This window comes from Flavivirga rizhaonensis (genome assembly GCF_004791695.1).
Taxonomy (GTDB): Bacteria; Bacteroidota; Bacteroidia; order Flavobacteriales; family Flavobacteriaceae; genus Flavivirga; species Flavivirga rizhaonensis.
Genome location: NZ_SRSO01000004.1, coordinates 181,687 through 199,324, shown reverse-complemented (window position 1 = coordinate 199,324; position 17,638 = coordinate 181,687). Strand labels below are relative to the sequence as shown.

General features: G+C 31.0%; 17 protein-coding genes. 8 read left to right on the top strand and 9 right to left on the bottom strand.

Going from position 1 to position 17,638, the window contains the following annotated elements:
- Positions 1-673: 673 nt before the first annotated feature.
- The 7 genes from EM932_RS04555 to EM932_RS04525 form a co-directional block, all read right to left on the bottom strand.
- Positions 674-1,783, bottom strand: a complete 1,110-nt coding sequence (locus EM932_RS04555) for a DNA alkylation repair protein (protein WP_135875951.1) — start codon at positions 1,781-1,783, stop codon at positions 674-676.
- Between the two features lie 43 nt (positions 1,784-1,826).
- Positions 1,827-2,042 carry a hypothetical protein gene (locus tag EM932_RS04550; protein ID WP_135875949.1) on the bottom strand — a complete coding sequence of 72 codons (216 nt, stop codon included), beginning with the start codon at positions 2,040-2,042 and terminating at the stop codon, positions 1,827-1,829.
- 195 nt (positions 2,043-2,237) lie between these two features.
- Complete coding sequence (locus EM932_RS04545; protein WP_135875947.1) at positions 2,238-2,888, bottom strand: hypothetical protein; 651 nt, start codon at positions 2,886-2,888, stop codon at positions 2,238-2,240.
- A gap of 110 nt (positions 2,889-2,998) precedes the next feature.
- On the bottom strand, positions 2,999-3,376 hold the full coding sequence (locus tag EM932_RS04540) for a nuclear transport factor 2 family protein (RefSeq protein ID WP_135875945.1): 378 nt from the start codon (positions 3,374-3,376) through the stop codon (positions 2,999-3,001).
- Positions 3,377-3,443: 67 nt separating this feature from the next.
- On the bottom strand, positions 3,444-4,133 hold the full coding sequence (locus EM932_RS04535) for a helix-turn-helix transcriptional regulator (protein ID WP_135875943.1): 690 nt from the start codon (positions 4,131-4,133) through the stop codon (positions 3,444-3,446).
- Between the two features lie 109 nt (positions 4,134-4,242).
- A complete protein-coding gene (locus EM932_RS04530) occupies positions 4,243-5,463 on the bottom strand; it encodes a tRNA modification GTPase (RefSeq protein WP_135875942.1) in 1,221 nt (406 codons plus the stop codon).
- Positions 5,464-5,604: 141 nt separating this feature from the next.
- Positions 5,605-6,453, bottom strand: a complete 849-nt coding sequence (locus tag EM932_RS04525) for a UDP-2,3-diacylglucosamine diphosphatase (RefSeq protein WP_135875940.1) — start codon at positions 6,451-6,453, stop codon at positions 5,605-5,607.
- A gap of 388 nt (positions 6,454-6,841) precedes the next feature.
- Between EM932_RS04525 and aroC the strand changes: the two genes are divergently transcribed.
- Entirely contained in the window at positions 6,842-7,903 is a 1,062-nt protein-coding gene (gene aroC / locus EM932_RS04520; protein WP_135875938.1) for a chorismate synthase, read from the top strand.
- 56 nt (positions 7,904-7,959) lie between these two features.
- Here the strand turns inward: aroC and EM932_RS20825 are convergent, their stop codons facing one another.
- A complete protein-coding gene (locus EM932_RS20825) occupies positions 7,960-8,238 on the bottom strand; it encodes a hypothetical protein (RefSeq protein ID WP_135875936.1) in 279 nt (92 codons plus the stop codon).
- 5 nt (positions 8,239-8,243) lie between these two features.
- Positions 8,244-9,164: a hypothetical protein gene (locus EM932_RS04510; protein ID WP_135875934.1), complete on the bottom strand. Its 921-nt coding sequence runs from the start codon at positions 9,162-9,164 to the stop codon at positions 8,244-8,246.
- An 850-nt stretch (positions 9,165-10,014) separates the two neighbouring features.
- On the opposite strand from EM932_RS04510, the gene EM932_RS04505 reads away from it, so the two are divergent.
- The 7 genes from EM932_RS04505 to EM932_RS04475 all read left to right on the top strand — a co-directional run bounded on the left by EM932_RS04505 (position 10,015) and on the right by EM932_RS04475 (position 17,597).
- A complete protein-coding gene (locus tag EM932_RS04505; protein ID WP_135875932.1) occupies positions 10,015-11,337 on the top strand; it encodes a dicarboxylate/amino acid:cation symporter in 1,323 nt (440 codons plus the stop codon).
- A gap of 32 nt (positions 11,338-11,369) precedes the next feature.
- Positions 11,370-12,410, top strand: a complete 1,041-nt coding sequence (gene gshB / locus EM932_RS04500; RefSeq protein ID WP_135875930.1) for a glutathione synthase — start codon at positions 11,370-11,372, stop codon at positions 12,408-12,410.
- Between the two features lie 170 nt (positions 12,411-12,580).
- On the top strand, positions 12,581-13,402 hold the full coding sequence (locus EM932_RS04495; protein ID WP_135875928.1) for a sulfurtransferase: 822 nt from the start codon (positions 12,581-12,583) through the stop codon (positions 13,400-13,402).
- A gap of 3 nt (positions 13,403-13,405) precedes the next feature.
- Positions 13,406-14,236, top strand: a complete 831-nt coding sequence (locus EM932_RS04490; RefSeq protein WP_135875926.1) for an N-formylglutamate amidohydrolase — start codon at positions 13,406-13,408, stop codon at positions 14,234-14,236.
- A gap of 5 nt (positions 14,237-14,241) precedes the next feature.
- Entirely contained in the window at positions 14,242-15,402 is a 1,161-nt protein-coding gene (locus tag EM932_RS04485) for a flavohemoglobin expression-modulating QEGLA motif protein (protein WP_170179722.1), read from the top strand.
- Between the two features lie 289 nt (positions 15,403-15,691).
- Complete coding sequence (locus EM932_RS04480; RefSeq protein WP_135875923.1) at positions 15,692-17,200, top strand: MauE/DoxX family redox-associated membrane protein; 1,509 nt, start codon at positions 15,692-15,694, stop codon at positions 17,198-17,200.
- Positions 17,201-17,294: 94 nt separating this feature from the next.
- Positions 17,295-17,597, top strand: a complete 303-nt coding sequence (locus EM932_RS04475; protein WP_135875921.1) for a DUF6520 family protein — start codon at positions 17,295-17,297, stop codon at positions 17,595-17,597.
- Positions 17,598-17,638: the final 41 nt, after the last annotated feature.

Below are 17,638 nucleotides of genomic sequence, written 5' to 3'. Positions count from 1 at the left end.
TTACAGGGCTATTTAGATGAAATCGCTTTCAAGTTCAACAATAAGGGAAAGGATTTGTTCAACCTGCTTATCTGTAAAATAATTCAAGGAAGAAATGAAATTGCCACTTTATAGGAAATCGCCCCTCAAGGGGACAATTTTACCGAGTGAGATTCCTCCCTTGAGGGAGGATTAAGGAGGGTGTTTTTAAATACAAAATATTTTATAAACCTAACAATCAGAACTTTACAATGAAGTTAAATAATTTAAGTTAAATCGAAACTCACGTTAAATAGATGATTATAAAATTAAAAAGAGGTTTAAGGTACTCGTTAAGGAATGGTCATTAGGCAAGCCCCGACCCTTCGTAAGAATAAAGTACAAAAGCTTCGAAGCCCAGGAGCATAGCATTGGATGGCGCATTGGCGCGACGTCGAAGTTTTGTGCTTGGTTCTTATCGAGCGTAGAGAGAGAAGGAATTCCTATCGGGGCGTCTTTTCTTTTGTTACTTTTCTTTGGACGCGCAAAGAAAAGTAAATAATAATAAATCTTTTTTAAAAGATGTGGGTATACCGTAGTTCAGTAAGGCAGGAATGACAATAAGACTTAGACATTACTAATATGATAATAAAGCTTATTAAATAGAACTGATTAAAAATAAAAGTTTTTAAACTGAACAGGCATTAGTTTTAAATCATTGAATAAGCTCAAAATCCAGCGGATCAATAATTTCTTTTCCGTTTACAATTATAGAAACCTGATGTTTCCCAACATGGAATTTACGTGTTGTGATAAGCTTAAATGATTGTTTTCTGTGAATGCTTGTAGTTGAGTTTTCTGAATACGTCTTCTCACTTATTTTAAAAACCTTTCTAGATAGCGTACCGTTTGCTTTTTGATAGTAAAGCCCATATTCTAATCGAATTTTAGAGGCATTATTATTTGTGTTTACAAGTTTAAAAGCAAATTCTACAGAATCTCCAATTTTAACTTTTGGTGTAAGGATTTTAAAATCAGTTACCTTTATTTTATCAATAGCTCCAAAACCAAATAATATCATCACTTCTGCATTTCCTTGTTTTAAAAGTGTTCTACTGGCATGTTTAATTAACCAATCAGTTTCTTTGGTTTTTCCTTGCCATTTTTTAACAAGACATATAACTATTTCTGGGTTGTCTTTTGAAATATCGTTTAAATTATTAGCAACACTTCTTCTCACATATTCCGATGGATCGTTTTTTAATCTTTTAAGAATAGGAATAATAGGAGCAGGATTATTTTTTAGAGATGGAATTGCCATAGCCCATGGGAGCCTTGGTCTACAGCCTTCTGTAGCTAGTCGTCTCACTGAGCTATGTTTGTGATTAGACCAGAGTACCATCTGTTGTATCATTTGGTCTTGGTATTTTATTATAAAAGGCCTGACGGCAAATTCGCAACTCACAAATTGAGTAATCTCTTCAAAAGCATTTATAGAGGCTTCGTAATGCTCTAAACCATAAATTTCTATAAAGTCCGGGAAAAAGATGAACTCTAAATTATCTGGTTTAAAACCATTTTTTTCAAATACAGGAATTAGTTTTAATATAATCTCGACATTCTTATCAAAATCATCTGATAAATGATCTTTAAACGCAAGAGTTATATGTCGCATGCGCTGTTTCAGTTCTCTTTTTTCCCATTCGGTATCGTATATTGCGTTTAAGAAAGAAGCTTTGTTAAACGCTGGTACAACTTCTCGAACTGAAGCTATAAAGCGATCGAAGAATTTAGTATTATATATATTTTTAAATAATTCTGCCATTTTATTTTTTACTTAGAAATTTTAATAAATCTTTTCAGAGATACTAAGCTAAATCTTGACAATAGACATCAATCTTATTTAGCAAATCTATAATATTTGATTCTAATATATCTCCGGAAGTTTCTACTCTTAAAACATTATCAATATCTTCCATATCAACAGACCAATGATTTATTTCGGGAATTTGAGCAAAAAAATTGTTTATTGATGCTAGTTTATGAGTATTATCTATGTCTGTTTTAAATACTAGTATATTCATTTTTTTGGATTTAGCATTAGATAAATTCAATAGTTATTTATTTAATTATTATTAGTTGTTTCTAGGAGGTTATTTAAAAATAGTTATAGTTTATTTTGTTAAATTGAGCTTGCTAAAACCTATTATTTACTTATTAGTAAATTTTAAACAAGCTCAACCTAACATGTAACTTAAAACTTAGACGTTTACATAGTATTACCTTTCTGTATCTATAACTACATTAAAATGATTAAATTCCATAGTAGTATTATCTATCATTTCAAAGTATTTTTGAGCTAATTTATTATCTAAAATGTGTTTTGATGCTTTTTCTGCATTTTCTAAATTAGTCCAGTAAATTACATCCATCCATTGACCATCCTCAGTTATAGAGAGCTTTCTTGAAATATATCCTTCGTATTTTTCTAATACAGGATTTATATTTTTAGCAGCATTAACCACCTCTTCTTTAGTAAATCCAGTCTTCGTTTTGAAAAGAACTAATTCAATACCTTTTACTTTTCCTTGTTTTGGAGTTGTTATAATTAAAGGAGATGTAATTAACATTTTACTCGTTTCCGGATTTGGGATCATTGTATTAAAAAACCTTAAACAAGTTTCACTCTTCATTTCAATTTCTGAAGCATCCTCAAAAGCTTTAACATTGGTGTAATAAACAAGATCCATCAAGAGGTCTGGTTGATTATTAGAAAAGGCCATTTTACGTCCCAAATAACCATTAAACGTATCTACCATAGGGTCTATGGCTTCAGAAAGTTTTATAACCTCTTTTTGAGAATATTCTGGTTTGGTTTTTTCCATGACAAGAACAATGGTTCCTATTTTTTCTTTTATTTTTTCTGTCATTTTACTTTTTTTTTTGAGCGTCACTGCCAAATAAGATTAAGAAGGCTGCTAAGATTGATAACTCTCTCATTTTTTATTTTTTTGTTATAAAATCATTGTGATATATAATGCTACAAAATACTTTGCCATAGAATTTTGTCAATTAACCAGGAATTCTCTTTTATAAGAAAGAGGTAGTCGCATCCTTTTTTATTTGGAGCCCAATCCATTTCAAGTTTTACAATGGCAATTTTTTCTTGTAAATCGAGAATGTCAACTTTGATTTCTGAATCTGGCATAACATCATTTTTATTATAATCCACCACCCAGTTTTTGAGATCAGATACCCCAACAGTATTTATGTCTCCCCATTTGCTGAGTTCATAATCATACATAAATCCAGTTTTTGTTGCATTTTTAGTAAAAAACTGATCAACTAAACTAGAATTCATGCTCTTAAAAGCCAGAGGATATTTTTTTGAAATTTGAATGACTTCATTTTGTTCCATCTATAATTATTTATTTTATAAGTTGATTAATAAAACAAAAATAAAATGGAGGGGTGACAGCTGTATGTCAACTAGATTCTGTAAATCTGCTAAAATATTTTAAAAGGCTGAAATCTTGTTGGTAATCAAAGATTTGAAGTGTCGAATTTATTTTTAAAATTCTATCTAATCTAAATTCTCGGGTTTCATTTCTTAATTTACAGTGAGCGATCATTATCCAAGCTTTATCTGTATAATAAACGCCTAAAGGCTCAACTTCTCTTAATGTTAGTTCATCTTTATAAATCGAGTGGTAAACTATTTCCAGTACTATAGTATTAGTAATTGATTTTTGAATTAATGAAAGCCAATTACTTTCAAATGTATCCTTCTTGTAAGAAGGAGTTATTCTACTTTCTAATTTGGCAACATTTTCTTTTTCATGGCTTCTTAAAACAGATTTAATTTTTATAAGTACCGAATTGAAATCTTTTGTAAGCGACTTGTCTCCCTGATTAGAAATAAGCTTTTCAGAAACGATTAATGCGTTAGCCTCTTCTTCTGTAATCATTATAGGAGGTAGTGAGTACCCATCAACAATAAAATAACCGATTCCATTTTCTGAACCAATGGGGACACCTGCTTCTTGAAGCGTTTTAATATCTCGATAAACAGTTCGTAAACTAATTTCAAATCTATCAGCAATCTCTTTAGCAGTTACTACCTTTTTAGATTGTAATTGGATAAGAATTGAGGTTATTCTGGTGAGTCTGTTCATTAGTTTATTACATTGTCTAATTTTGATGCTTTTGATACTTCATTCCATTAGAAGCTACAGGCCAATCTTCTATATCGTGCAATAAAAAGAATTTGAAATTACACTTGATTTAGAATAGTGAGTATCCAAATATTAAGGATAGTGTACTATATTTAGAATTCCAAGGTCTATACTTATTTAAAACATTTCTATTTGTGTGATATCTTAATTCTAAGCTGTATTTGTCATGGTGTTTATAACCAAAGCCAAAAGCCATATTAGGTCTAGCTTGAATTTCTAACTTTTCCGCAGTTGCAGCACCATTTAAATCAAAAACAATACTAGAATCACTACTAAGATCAAAGATTGCCGAACCATTTATAAATAGTTTAGAGTTGTTATTCAAAAACAAATAATGTCTAATACCAATCGGAATTCCAATTGACTTATAGTCAACAGTTATTTTAGTAACACTTCGATCTGAGTATTCTTTTTCAGATTTATAATATTGATAGGTCGGCTCTATAATTAATGACCACTTGTTTCTATTATAAGGCATAATAAGTTCAACTTCTAAGCCTAACCTAAAGCCTAATTCATTATCAAAATCAGTATCTCTTAAACTTAGGCCTCTAAAATTGCTGTTTTCTATTTTTAATGAAGAATTTTTAAAGCCGGGTCTCAAAGTCAAATTAACGATATCCTTTTTTTGTTTTTTCTCAAAGGTTATGTTTTCCGAATTATTACAATTATTGTATTTCTTAAAAAAAGAGATTAGTCTATTTTTTTCATACTCTAAATTTTTAATTTGATTCATTGTAATATTCCCACATTTCAAATCGTTTAGCAATTGTTGTTTGTACCTTTCATTTTTATAAATAACATTATTAACAGGCATGTAATTTTTAAAAACTAACTGACTGATTTTTGAATTTTCATTTTTATAAAAAAACTTTAATAAGTTCGGTTCTTCGTAGGAATATAAGCTAGCTTTTCCTTCTATTAAAACTTTTAAAAAAAGGGTTTCTTTTTGAAATTCAGGATTTTTGGTATTGCTCATTCTGCTCATGATCATGCTCGATTTGTCTATTTTGCCTTCAAACCGAATATATTTTACTATATTATAAATACCTAATTCCTTAACATCATTTATAGTTAATACTTTTTCTTCCCTTTCCTCTGATAACCTATAATCGAATGTTGTTGGATTGTTTCTTGAGTCTTTGTTTTTAATTAAACATTCTATTTTTTGATTGGAATTGTTAATATAATATCCTTTTTCGAAAGTAATTTGAGAATGAATATTTATACTTAAAACAGAAATAAAGAGGAGTAATAGTTGTTTTTTCATTATAATTATTTGTGTAGAAATTGGTTTGGCGAATATTTCGTAAAAACGAGATATAATTGTACATCAAATATATACAAATGCTTACAACGCCAAAAGGTTTTACTTAAAAAACAGAAAAAAATAAAAGAACTTGACAATGAGTCACTTACACTTCTTTTCACGCTGCTCAACTATAGTAATAGCAGCAATTAAATCTTTAACTTCCATGTTCACTATGTCTTCATCAACATAAAAAGGAGCAAACTTGTCTTTATTGTAATTGTATATTTTCCAGCGATTAAATTGATATTCAAGAGCTGTGAAGTTTTCAACCCAATCGCCAGAATTTAAATACATGGTCTTACCATGTTTATTTTCTTTGTATTCCATTTTAGGTTGATGAATATGTCCACAAACCACATAATCATAACCATTTTCAATGGCTAAATCAGAAATAACTTCTTCGTAATCATTTATATACTTTATAGCACTTTTAACACCATTCTTTATCTTTTTAGATAAGGAGTAACGCTCTTTTCCGCGTTTTTCCAAGTACCAGTTAACTATACGGTTAAGAAGGGTTAGTAAATCGTAACCATAACCACCTAATTTAGCAAGCCATTTTGCATTTTGTATAGAAACATCAAATACATCGCCATGAAAAAACCACGCTTTTTTACCATTTAGTTCTAAAACAAACTTATCAACAATAGAAATATTACCAATAGTAGTATTGCTAAATTTTCGTAACATTTCGTCATGGTTTCCAGTAATGTAAATAACATCAACACCTTCGGAAGCCATATCCATAATCTTCTTAATAACTTTTAAGTGAGATTTCGGGAAGTAGCGTTTACTAAATTGCCAGATATCAATAATATCACCATTTAAAACCAATTTTTTTGGTTCAATACTATTTAAATAGGTTAGAAGATGCTTAGCATGGCAACCATAAGTACCTAAATGAACATCTGAGATTACTGCGATTTCTATTTTGCGTTTTATTTTCAATAATTGTGTTTTATTTTCTTTACAAATTACCAGTTTTTATATTATATAAATATTACCTTATAATTATTTAATTATGAGTTATGTTAAACAAATGTTAGTTTATTACAACAAATTATGGTCTTTATGCTATTTCACTTTCGTATCTCTAAGAATAGATTTATTTAAAAAACAGTCCAAGGTTTAGCTGTGGAGTACTCAATTGGAATTGTTATTTCCGTGCCTGTGATTAACTTGCTTGTGCCAAACTTGTTTCAGTATTTTAGTAAAAATGGGAATCTAAAATAAAGGGGTTCGTTCTATAAATTTATGTACATAAAAAATACCATTATGACTTGATATTAGGGCACGTGATTTCTAAAAAAGCTTTATTTTAGCAAAAAAAATACTTATGTCAGGCAATTCCTTTGGAAAACTATTTAATTTAACAACTTATGGAGAATCTCACGGACCAGCTTTAGGTGGTGTTATTGATGGTTGCCCTCCAGGAATCGAGTTGGATATAGAAGCCATTCAAAATGAACTAAATAGAAGGAAACCTGGTCAGTCGGCTATCGTTACACAACGTAAAGAACCAGACACCGTTAAATTTCATTCAGGGATTTTTGAAGGAAAAACAACAGGAACTTCCATTGGTTTTGTTATAGAAAACACCAATCAGAAATCCCATGATTACACACATATAAAAGATAGTTATAGACCAAGTCATGCTGATTATGTATATGATAAAAAATATGGTTTTAGAGACTATCGCGGTGGCGGACGAAGTTCTGCAAGAGAAACGGCTTGTCGTGTAGTTGCAGGAGCCATTGCAAAGCAAATGTTAAAAGGTATTGAAATTACGGCTTATGTTTCTGGAGTAGGCACCATGAAATTAAATAAACCTTATACCGAATTAGACTTAACAAAAACAGAATCAAATATTGTAAGATGTCCGGATCAGGCTATGGCAGCAAATATGGAAGCTTACATAAAAGAAGTGCGAAGTAAAGGAGATACCGTTGGAGGCATTGTTAGTTGTGTGATTAAAAATGTACCAGTTGGTTTAGGTGAACCGGTATTTGATAAATTACATGCAGAGCTTGGTAAAGCCATGCTTTCTATTAACGCTGTAAAAGGATTTGAATACGGTAGTGGTTTTGAAGGTAGTACGATGTACGGTAGCGATCATAATGATGCGTTTAATAGTGATGGTACAACTAAAACTAATTTTTCGGGAGGTATTCAAGGAGGTATCAGTAATGGTATGGATATCTATTTTAATGTAGCATTTAAACCTGTAGCGACACTTATCCAGAAATACGAAACTATAGATAAAGTGGGAAATCCTGTAGAAATGCAAGGAAAAGGGCGTCATGACCCATGTGTAGTTCCTAGAGCTGTACCCATTGTAGAAGCGATGGCAGCCTTGGTTTTAGCCGATTTTCATTTGATTAATAAAATGTATAGCTAGTATTGTTTTTTACGAGAAGTTTATACGGAGTTTTAAGAGCGTATTGTTGAGGAAAATTAATTCTTTAGTTCTGTTAGGATGCCTTCATTTACGGCAAACATGAAGGTGGTCGATGCATTTTTGAAGTGAATTTTACTGTTGAAATTTATTTTAGATAATTTCTTATATAAACATCCAAAAATAAGCCTTGCAGACTTTGTTGATATTACGACTCCTAAAGCATTAATATTTACAGGACCCTCGCTATTGAGAGAGCTTTCAATGTCCCTTAAAATTGAATTACTAGTATCATCTGTCGAGATGATTTTTCCATATTTTGATAAATTAATTTCCATAGATATTAAAGATTAAATAGACCTAATATGTTGTCTTTGTTAAATTTAGAAAAAAAATCGTCAATATTCGTGTTTTTTAATACATTTAATTTTAAGTAGAATATGGATCCTTTCCAATACGGCGATTTAGTTACAAAAACCTTACCATCTTTACAAACATAAGACATATCTTCTGAGTATACTTTAAAAGTACCTTTAAGTTGATGTGCAATGTTTTCGATATACCACAAGCCAGTTCCACAATGAAAATCATTTTTTTTAGAGGATACCCCTCTTTTAAAGGCGCTAGACATAACTTCTGCATGGTTTTTGTTATCAGGATCAAGGTTTGAAATAATTCCTTTAGAATTATCAACACATACAATTTCTATCTTATTTTTATTGCCTTGAGCCATCAAAATGGAATGTTTATCTTCTAAAGCATGATGCAAAAAATTAGAAGCTATTTCGCAAATACAGGTTTTAAAATATTGTATTAATTCTGGGCAGATATTTTGATAATAATCAGCAATAAATTGAGTGTATTTATTTTCTAAATCCTTCTTGTTTTTAAAACTATCTCTATTTATTGGATGTGGAGCTATAAAAAAATCTGCAGTTTTTGAAGGTTTTAAATTTCTATACAGATCATCTAATTCTTCTTGATTAATTAATTGTTTCATCGATTTTTCAATACCATAAATAGAAAATAATTTTATAATATTATCTAGATTAACTTTTGGCTCCTTAAGACATGACTTTTTAGCTATAAAATCAAATGCTTTAAAAATAACTAATGCAGACATGGCATCTAATTTTGAAGAAGTGATTTTGAACTCGTAGCCAGAGACATTCATCCCTTCATATTTAAAAATAAAGGACAATTTTTGTATTAATGCAGATATATTATCGATTCCTACATCATTATCATTAATATTTATAATCAACTTCTATATAATTTTTTAAATTCTTTGAGTAAATTTTCTTCTCTCTGTAGGTCTTTCAAACCATTTGATACATCTTCAATAATATAGTTAGCAAACTGGCTTCCAACTTTGCTAAGATCTTCTCTTAAAAAAAGGTCATTATCAATAATGTGTCTCCGTATTTTTTCATAAGTAGTTATACAGTTTGTTTCAGAAAAGTCGTCCGATAAACAAAAGTTTGAAAAAATTAAGTATAACTCATTTTCTTTTTCTAATGTTTTTATATCAATGTTTTCGGCTTTAAATTTTAAGTCGTCTATTTTTTTGCACTTTTAGTCTTAACCCATTCGTTAAACCCAAAACCTAATGCTGATAATATCAAGGTCACTCCCGCATTATTGTTCAAAATGTCCAGGACTTCTTTGATCCAATCCATACTAATTTAATTTAGGGCATTACTCTACTTAAAAATATGTATTTAATTACAGATATGAAATATTATAGTTTTTTTAATTCAAAAAAATAGAAAAAAAGCTACATAAAAGTAATTTGTCGAATAATTAAAGCATGATAGAAAGCGTTCATGTAAAATGTATAGAGCCAAACTATTTATCTTGCGCTCTGTTTGTGTTATATTATAATTGGTGCCCTCATGTTATCTAAGAAACTTATTTTGTCTCAAAATATAAGGATTCAAGTAATCTCAATTTGATAATTGTTTATTTTAGTTGGAAAAATTTTAGCGGCACTGTAAAACCAAATCAGCATTAAAATCAGAAAAAAATACAAATAGCTAGTATCCTTCAGGTCATACTACTCTTAGCACATTAAAAATAGTTATATTAGACACTCTAAAAAGATCAATTAGTACATGAAAAAACTAGCATTACATTGGAAGATTATTATAGGAATGATTCTTGGAATCATTTTTGGTTTTATTATGAATTCCGTTGGAGGGAAAGGCTTTGTAAGTGATTGGATTTCACCTTTTGGAACCATTTTTATAAACTTGCTTAAACTTATTGCAGTACCATTAATCTTAGCGTCTTTAATAAAAGGAATATCAGATTTAAAAGATATTTCTAAAATTAAAACCATGGGGTTACGTACCATAGGTATTTACGTAACAACAACATTAGTAGCTATAATTATAGGTTTAAGTATAGTTAACACAATAAAACCAGGGGATGGTATGTCGCAAAATACTATTGAAAAGATCAAGTCTAAATATGCAAATGATGCAGGTGTGGCCGATAAGCTTACAAAAGCAAACGCACAAAAAGATGCAGGTCCTCTGCGGGCATTAGTCGATATTTTTCCAAGCAACATATTTAAAGCATTAGGAAACGCAAAAATGCTTCAAGTTATTTTCTTTGCCTTATTTGTTGGTATTTGCTTATTATTAATTCCAGAAGAAAAAGCAAAACCTTTAGTGAATTTTTTCGATTCGTTAAATGAAGTCGTCATGAAAATGGTCGATTTAATTATGCTCTTTGCTCCTTATGCCGTATTTGCTTTAATGGCAAATGTTATTATTGCCTTTGATGATACAGAAATACTTCTTAAATTATTAAATTATGCTTTATGTGTCGTTGGAGGTTTAATTTTAATGATTGGTTTTTACCTTATTCTAGTAAGTTTTTATACTAAGAAATCACCGTTGTGGTTTTTAAAAGAAATAAGCCCTGCTCAATTGTTAGCCTTTTCTACAAGTAGTAGCGCTGCTACCTTACCGGTGACCATGGAGCGTGTAGAAGAACATCTTGGAGTTGATAAAGAAGTATCAGGGTTTGTTTTACCAGTTGGTGCTACGGTTAATATGGATGGAACAAGTTTGTATCAAGGTATAGCAGCCGTATTTATTATGCAGGTAATCTGGCCAGAAGGTTTAACGTTTACAAATCAATTAGTTATAATTGCTACGGCATTATTAGCTTCTATAGGTAGTGCTGCAGTACCAAGTGCAGGTATGGTTATGTTGGTTATTGTTTTGGAATCTATTGGTTTTCCAGCAGAATTATTACCCATAGGATTAGCGCTTATTTTTGCGGTAGACAGGCCTTTAGATATGTGTAGAACTGTTGTAAATGTAACAGGTGATGCTACCGTATCTATGATGGTTGCTAAATCTTTAGGAAAATTACACAAACCTCAACCTAAAGAATGGGATGATAATTATGAAAAAGTAAAATAATATATTTAAATAACTACTAAAAAGAAGTAACTATGAATGTGTGTTTTATAATGTACCCATGGGAAGAAATAAAGCCAGAGACCGATACGTCACTTACTTTGATTAAAGAATGTGTGAAAAGGGGACATGGTGTGGCTATATGTTCACCTGCAAATCTTACCATTAGGAATAGTGTAACAAGTGCTTCTTGTATGGTGATAGGTAGGATGGAAAAAACACCTAGTTCCTTAAAATCATTTTATAATAAAGCAGAACTGCGAGAAGAAATGCTTCCGTTGGCAGGTTTTGATGTGATATTTTTTAGAGCAAACCCTCCTCTGGATCCAATTATGCTTAATTTTTTAGATTCTGTTAAAGATGATGTCTTTATTATGAATTCTTTGGAAGGTATGCGAGAAGCTAATAATAAATTGTATACCGCTGCTTTTGGTGATGCGCATAGTAACATTATTCCAGCCACACACGTATCAAAAAGTAAAAAGTACTTAATACGTCAGATTAAAGAATCTACGGCAGATAGAATGATTTTAAAACCTCTAAACGGTTTTGGCGGATCTGGTGTTATTTTAATTGAAAAATCGGCGATGAGTAATATTAATTCATTATTAGATTTTTATATTAATAATAGTAGTAATGGTACATCTAATTATGTGATTCTTCAGGATTATATAGAAGGAGCGGATGAAGGTGATGTACGTATTTTAATCTTAAATGGAGAGCCTGTAGGAGCTATGAAGCGTGTTCCGGGAACGGACGATCACCGGTCTAATGTTTCAGCAGGAGGTAGTGTGCAAAAGCATAGTTTGACTAAAGCAGAAAAGGCATTATGTAAGCAGATAGGTCCTAAACTGGTAAATGACGGATTGTATTTTGTAGGGATTGATGTTATTGGAGGTAAGTTAGTAGAAGTCAACGTTATGTCTCCAGGAGGTATTACATATATTAATAAAGTGTACAAGCTAAAAACCAAGATTGAAGAAAAAGTCATTGACTTTTTAGAAATGAAAGTTATAGATAAACTTCAAGCTTTTGATAGACGTACCAGACTTCGTAAAACAGTACAGGATGCATAAATAGTAGATTGTATTCAGTGTTCGGTCACAGTTTGCAGTTAATAGTGTTTGATTGGCAGCAAGTAAGTTTTTGTCGAAATGAGTTAAGATTGAGACATCTCATAATATTTGATTTAAATAGTATAAATAATTATTCAATATAAAAACTAAGTAACCTTTGCAAGAAAATAATGTATTCCAATATTTCAATGTCATCACCATTAGTATCCGTAGAATGGCTTCATAAAAACATAGAAGCTAATAATCTTATTGTTCTGGACGGTACTATAAATAAAGTATTTGATGCAACACAAATTCAAATACCAAATTCACGATTTTTTGATATTAAAAAGAAATTTAGTGATATTAATGGATCGTTTCCTAGTACATTTCCAACAGAGAAACATTTTCAAAAAGAAGCAAGAAATCTAGGTATAAATAAAGATAGTGCCATTGTAGTCTATGATGACAAAGGTATTTACTCAAGCGCTCGTGTTTGGTGGTTGTTTAAGGCTTTTAGTTATGATAACATTGCTGTTTTGAACGGTGGGCTTCCTGCTTGGAAAAAAGCGAATTATGATACCGAAGTTATGAAAAAATATGATGGCGAATTAGGTGATTTTATAGCTAATTACAAACCAGAAAACATGACATTTTTTAATGCCATGAAAGAGGCTTCAAAAAATAAAACACATTGTATTATAGATGCACGTTCCGAAAGGAGGTTTAAAGGTTTAGAGCCAGAACCAAGAGAAGGTTTGCGAATGGGAACTATTCCTAATTCAGTGAATTTACCTTATACTGATTTATTAGATGCTGGTGAATTAAAATCTAGAGAAGCTATTGAAGCAGCTTTGAATAAAAGAGCCAATAAAGAAGATTCTATTATTTTTTCTTGTGGCTCGGGAATTACAGCATGTGTACTAGCTTTAGGAGCCAATATTTCTGGCTATAAAAATATATCAGTTTATGATGGTTCTTGGACCGAGTGGGGTAGTTTAGTTAATGAATAAACCATGGAAAAGCTTTCGCTTAAAGATATTATAAGCAAAATTTGCAAAGAAGAAACTTTTGAGGCGGTCTCTTCAGACTATTCATTTACAATAAAGATAGATTCTTATGTGCCCTATGCTTGCGCAGCTATACACGACGGACATCAATTTAGAAAAGAACTTTGGGAAAACTGCATACATACCGAATATGAGCGTTGGTATGAAGAAGATCCAGAAACTAAGAACATGATTAAATCGCATCCCATTGTTATTGCGGGGTGTGATTCCAGATTTGAATACGATTTAAATAGAATGCCTGAAGAAGCCGTTTTTGAAACTGCCTGGGGAAAACAATTATGGCATGAACCACTTTCGCAAGAAATGAAAGATAAAAGCCTAACAAAACATATGAATTTTTACAAAGTTGTACATATACTTATCCAAAAATTAGAAAGAAAGTATGGCTTTTGCACCGTTTACGACATGCATAGCTACAACTGGAAACGTTGGGATAGGGAGGTGACTATCTGGAATTTAGGAACTAGTAATGTTGATAATGATCGTTTTGGAGATGTTATTGAAAATTGGAGAAAAAGCCTGTCTGAAATGGCATTTCCAAATGATATAAAATCGACTTCAAAAATTAATGATACGTTTCAAGGTAATGGTTATTTTTTGAAATATATTACCAAGAACTTTAAAAATACCTTAGTTTTGGCAACTGAAATTGCTAAAATATATGGTGATGAATATGAGCAAATTATATATCCCGAAGTTGTAAGTGCTATAGAAAAGGAATTGATAAAAAGAATTCCTGAGCATGCTTTAAGTGTATATGAAGCTTTTAAAAGTTAGGTTTTATGAAGATTGAGACAAATGAAGTAACCAAAGTACTATTAGAAATCGATAAAAATATCGATAGTTTAGTAAAACAAATAGAGCTTTTAAGTTATGTAAACCCACTAAATATAGAGGAAGAAAAAAAACGTTTTTTTTCTTCAAAATACTTAACAGATCCTGTTTTTACGTACCCAGCAATAAATTTTGATAAGTTTAAACAGCACAGAAAATTATTTACGCAGTCTTTAGAGCATATTGAAGATGTAGAGATAAAAAACTTATACGAAGATATTATTTATGCTTACTCTGGTTTAATTCAGTGTGTAGAAACAATAGGGAGTGGTAAAAAGTTCTATTATAATTGTTTACGTTGTTTTGGTACGCCAACCGAAAAAGATGTGGAAAATGCTAAGTTTATTTTGCATTTTGATGATGAAAAGAAAGATGATGTTATTTTTCAACCTAAATATAGCGCTGCGGAATCTGAAGTATTTTTTAAAACATTTTCAGAAAAATATGATTTCAATTATAGCATAACACATTCCGATAAAATTTCGGCCATAGCCATGGTTTTAAATAATATTAAATCCTTGGTTTTAAATACGAATCATATCTATTCCGAAAATGAAATTGCTGTACTTACCAATCACGAAATTGGAGTGCATATGGTAACGACCATGAACGGACTGTTACATCCTTTAAAAATATTTTCTCATGGATTTCCAAACAATGAAGAAACTCAGGAAGGTTTAGCTGTTTTTTCGGAATACATGAGCGATAATTTAACAGTTAAGCGCCTAAAAGAGCTAGCATATCGCGTTATTGCAGTAGATAGTTTAGCCAAAGGCTATTCGTTTTCTAGAACGTTTAGAATGTTACATAATAATTACGATTTAGATAGAAACATTGCTTTTTATATTACCTTAAGAGTGCATCGTGGTGGTGGTTTTACTAAAGATTATTTGTATTTAACAGGGCTTAAAAAGATTTATGATTATTATCATGAAGGCAAAGATTTAAATTTATTGCTAACTGGTAAAGTAACCCTTGAGTATGTTAATGAAATAGAATCACTTATAGAAAAAGGCTTAGCTGTTCCTGCTAAACATGTTACAGACTCTTATGCTGAAAATAAAAACACGAATAAAAAGGTCGATTTTATTTTAAGAAGTTTGAAATAAAGCCTCAAATTTTTTGATATATGATCTATTATTTTTTGAGGCTTTTAAATGTTCTCAGGTTACTCGTTCACAATAAAAACAGACTTTTGTTTACCATATGTCTGTGTAGCGAAATATGATTGGTATCAATCTAGAATTCCACTAATAAATCCCTCTAAGATAATTATTTATCCTTTTAAACTAAATTTTATCTCATACTTTTAAGTTTTTATTTATACTAAATAAGTATTTATGAGAACTTATAGTAAATATAATAACATCTTATTAGAGTTTATTTGTTTCCTAATATATTCTTCTATTTGTATATGCAGCATTGAGTAAATTGCTGGTATTTGATGAGTTTAAAATCCAAATAGGTCAATCCGATATGCTAACGCCTTTTGCTGGCATAATAGCTTGGGTGATACCGTACCTTGAGTTCCTGATCGCTTTGTTTTTACTTATTCCTCGATTCAGACTATTGGGAATGTATGCAGCCTTTAATCTGATGGTTATGTTTACGGCCTATATCTTTATCATCTTAAATTTTAGTAATGATATTCCTTGTTCTTGTGGTGGTGTTATCGAAAAATTGGGCTGGACCGAGCATTTGATTCTTAATATTGCTTTTGTTATTTTGGCCTTTATAGGAATCCGTATTATTAACAGGCAAAAAAATGATATAACTCGAAAATTTGTATCCTCTCATAATACAAAAAAACTCTATAAATCTCTTTTTTTATATACTATTGGTAGTATCGGGTTTATAGTTATTTTATTTGCCTTTACAAAAAAAGGGACACAGCGAGACACTAGTTTTAAACGTGCATTTCTTTATAATCCCCCAAAGAAGATCCATGATTTGGATCTTGAATATAATGGGTACCATATTGCTGGAGTTGATGAGAAACAAATCTATTTGAGTAACCCAAGGTCTCCTTTATATGTCACGGTAGTGGATACAGCCCTACAAAACAAACAGAACATCCATTTAACTATGGATCTGGATAGTTTGCCTTTTCGTTCTTCACAACTACATGTGATACCTCCTTATTTCTTTTTAACAGATGGCACTATACCATTCATTCTTAGAGGAAACATTAAAGATTGGAAGGCCTATTCAATGTTAGAGGAACCGCTTTATTTTATCAATGCGCAAGCCATGGACTCTGTTACTCTAGCGGTACGGACGATGAGTAATAAGACCAATGAGTTTGCATTAGGCACCATACGCCTTACGGATTCAGCAAAAATGACACTTTCTCATAAACTTTTGCAAAAACAAGTGGATGGGGTCTTTGATGTAGATGGTATTCTTCAATATAATCAAGAACGAGAATTACTAATATATACTTACCGCTATCGCAATCAGTTTGTTGTTGCCGATGATAGTCTACAATTACAATTACGAGGTAATACCATAGACACCATCAGTCAAGCTCAAATACAAGTAGGTACCATTGCTTCTAAGAATCAACAAAAAATGGCAGCACCTGCTCTAACAGTAAACCAAAATAGTGCAACTGATGGGAACTACCTGTTTGTGAATTCCAAACTGCTAGGGAAGGCAGAACCTATAGAAATATGGGAAAGTTCATCTGTTATTGATGTGTATAATCTGGAGAATAATTACTATGAATTCAGCTTTTATGTGGAGGATATTGGAAAAAATAAACTAAAGGCATTTCATGTGCTTCACGATAAATTTATAGGGCTTATTGGGAATCATATGGTAACCTATCAACTAGCGAATCATTTTAAGAAGTTACAACCTGCTGCCATAACGGCTCAAAATAAAAAAATTATAGACTCTAGGTAAAAAACACAGGAATAACTATTAAACACACTATAGTCAGGGTTAAGACCGAAAACCTGTAAAAAAGAGTAGGTCATTAATTTTTAAAACCTATATTATGAGAACAATTTTTTTTAGGACTGTTTTACCTGCGTTTGCTCTAATGATAGCAATCACGGCTTCACTTGCTTTTGCGTCTGATCAAAATGATATGGCGGATGAAGATGCTACAGTTAATACAGCTTACGATAGAGACCCTATTGAGCTATATTGTATCATACCTTATCCTGTTAATTGTAGTAACGTTAAAGAAACTCCATCTGCTCCTTTATGTACTATTAACAATGGAACTACTCAAGTATATCAAAGAACTCATACAGTATTTGAGTGTACTGTTGTCTTATGGGAAAAGCAACCATAAATTTAAAGTTTAATTAGGAAGAGGCTGTCTGAAAAGTGGTT

Coding starts and splice junctions, on each gene's coding strand:
- EM932_RS04555 (WP_135875951.1), bottom strand. CDS start 1,783: ATGGCAGAATTATTTAAAAATATATATAATACTAAATTCTTCGATCGC.
- EM932_RS04550 (WP_135875949.1), bottom strand. CDS start 2,042: ATGAATATACTAGTATTTAAAACAGACATAGATAATACTCATAAACTA.
- EM932_RS04545 (WP_135875947.1), bottom strand. CDS start 2,888: ATGACAGAAAAAATAAAAGAAAAAATAGGAACCATTGTTCTTGTCATG.
- EM932_RS04540 (WP_135875945.1), bottom strand. CDS start 3,376: ATGGAACAAAATGAAGTCATTCAAATTTCAAAAAAATATCCTCTGGCT.
- EM932_RS04535 (WP_135875943.1), bottom strand. CDS start 4,133: ATGAACAGACTCACCAGAATAACCTCAATTCTTATCCAATTACAATCT.
- EM932_RS04530 (WP_135875942.1), bottom strand. CDS start 5,463: ATGAAAAAACAACTATTACTCCTCTTTATTTCTGTTTTAAGTATAAAT.
- aroC (WP_135875938.1), top strand. CDS start 6,842: ATGTCAGGCAATTCCTTTGGAAAACTATTTAATTTAACAACTTATGGA.
- EM932_RS20825 (WP_135875936.1), bottom strand. CDS start 8,238: ATGGAAATTAATTTATCAAAATATGGAAAAATCATCTCGACAGATGAT.
- EM932_RS04505 (WP_135875932.1), top strand. CDS start 10,015: ATGAAAAAACTAGCATTACATTGGAAGATTATTATAGGAATGATTCTT.
- gshB (WP_135875930.1), top strand. CDS start 11,370: ATGAATGTGTGTTTTATAATGTACCCATGGGAAGAAATAAAGCCAGAG.
- EM932_RS04495 (WP_135875928.1), top strand. CDS start 12,581: ATGTATTCCAATATTTCAATGTCATCACCATTAGTATCCGTAGAATGG.
- EM932_RS04490 (WP_135875926.1), top strand. CDS start 13,406: ATGGAAAAGCTTTCGCTTAAAGATATTATAAGCAAAATTTGCAAAGAA.
- EM932_RS04485 (WP_170179722.1), top strand. CDS start 14,242: ATGAAGATTGAGACAAATGAAGTAACCAAAGTACTATTAGAAATCGAT.
- EM932_RS04475 (WP_135875921.1), top strand. CDS start 17,295: ATGAGAACAATTTTTTTTAGGACTGTTTTACCTGCGTTTGCTCTAATG.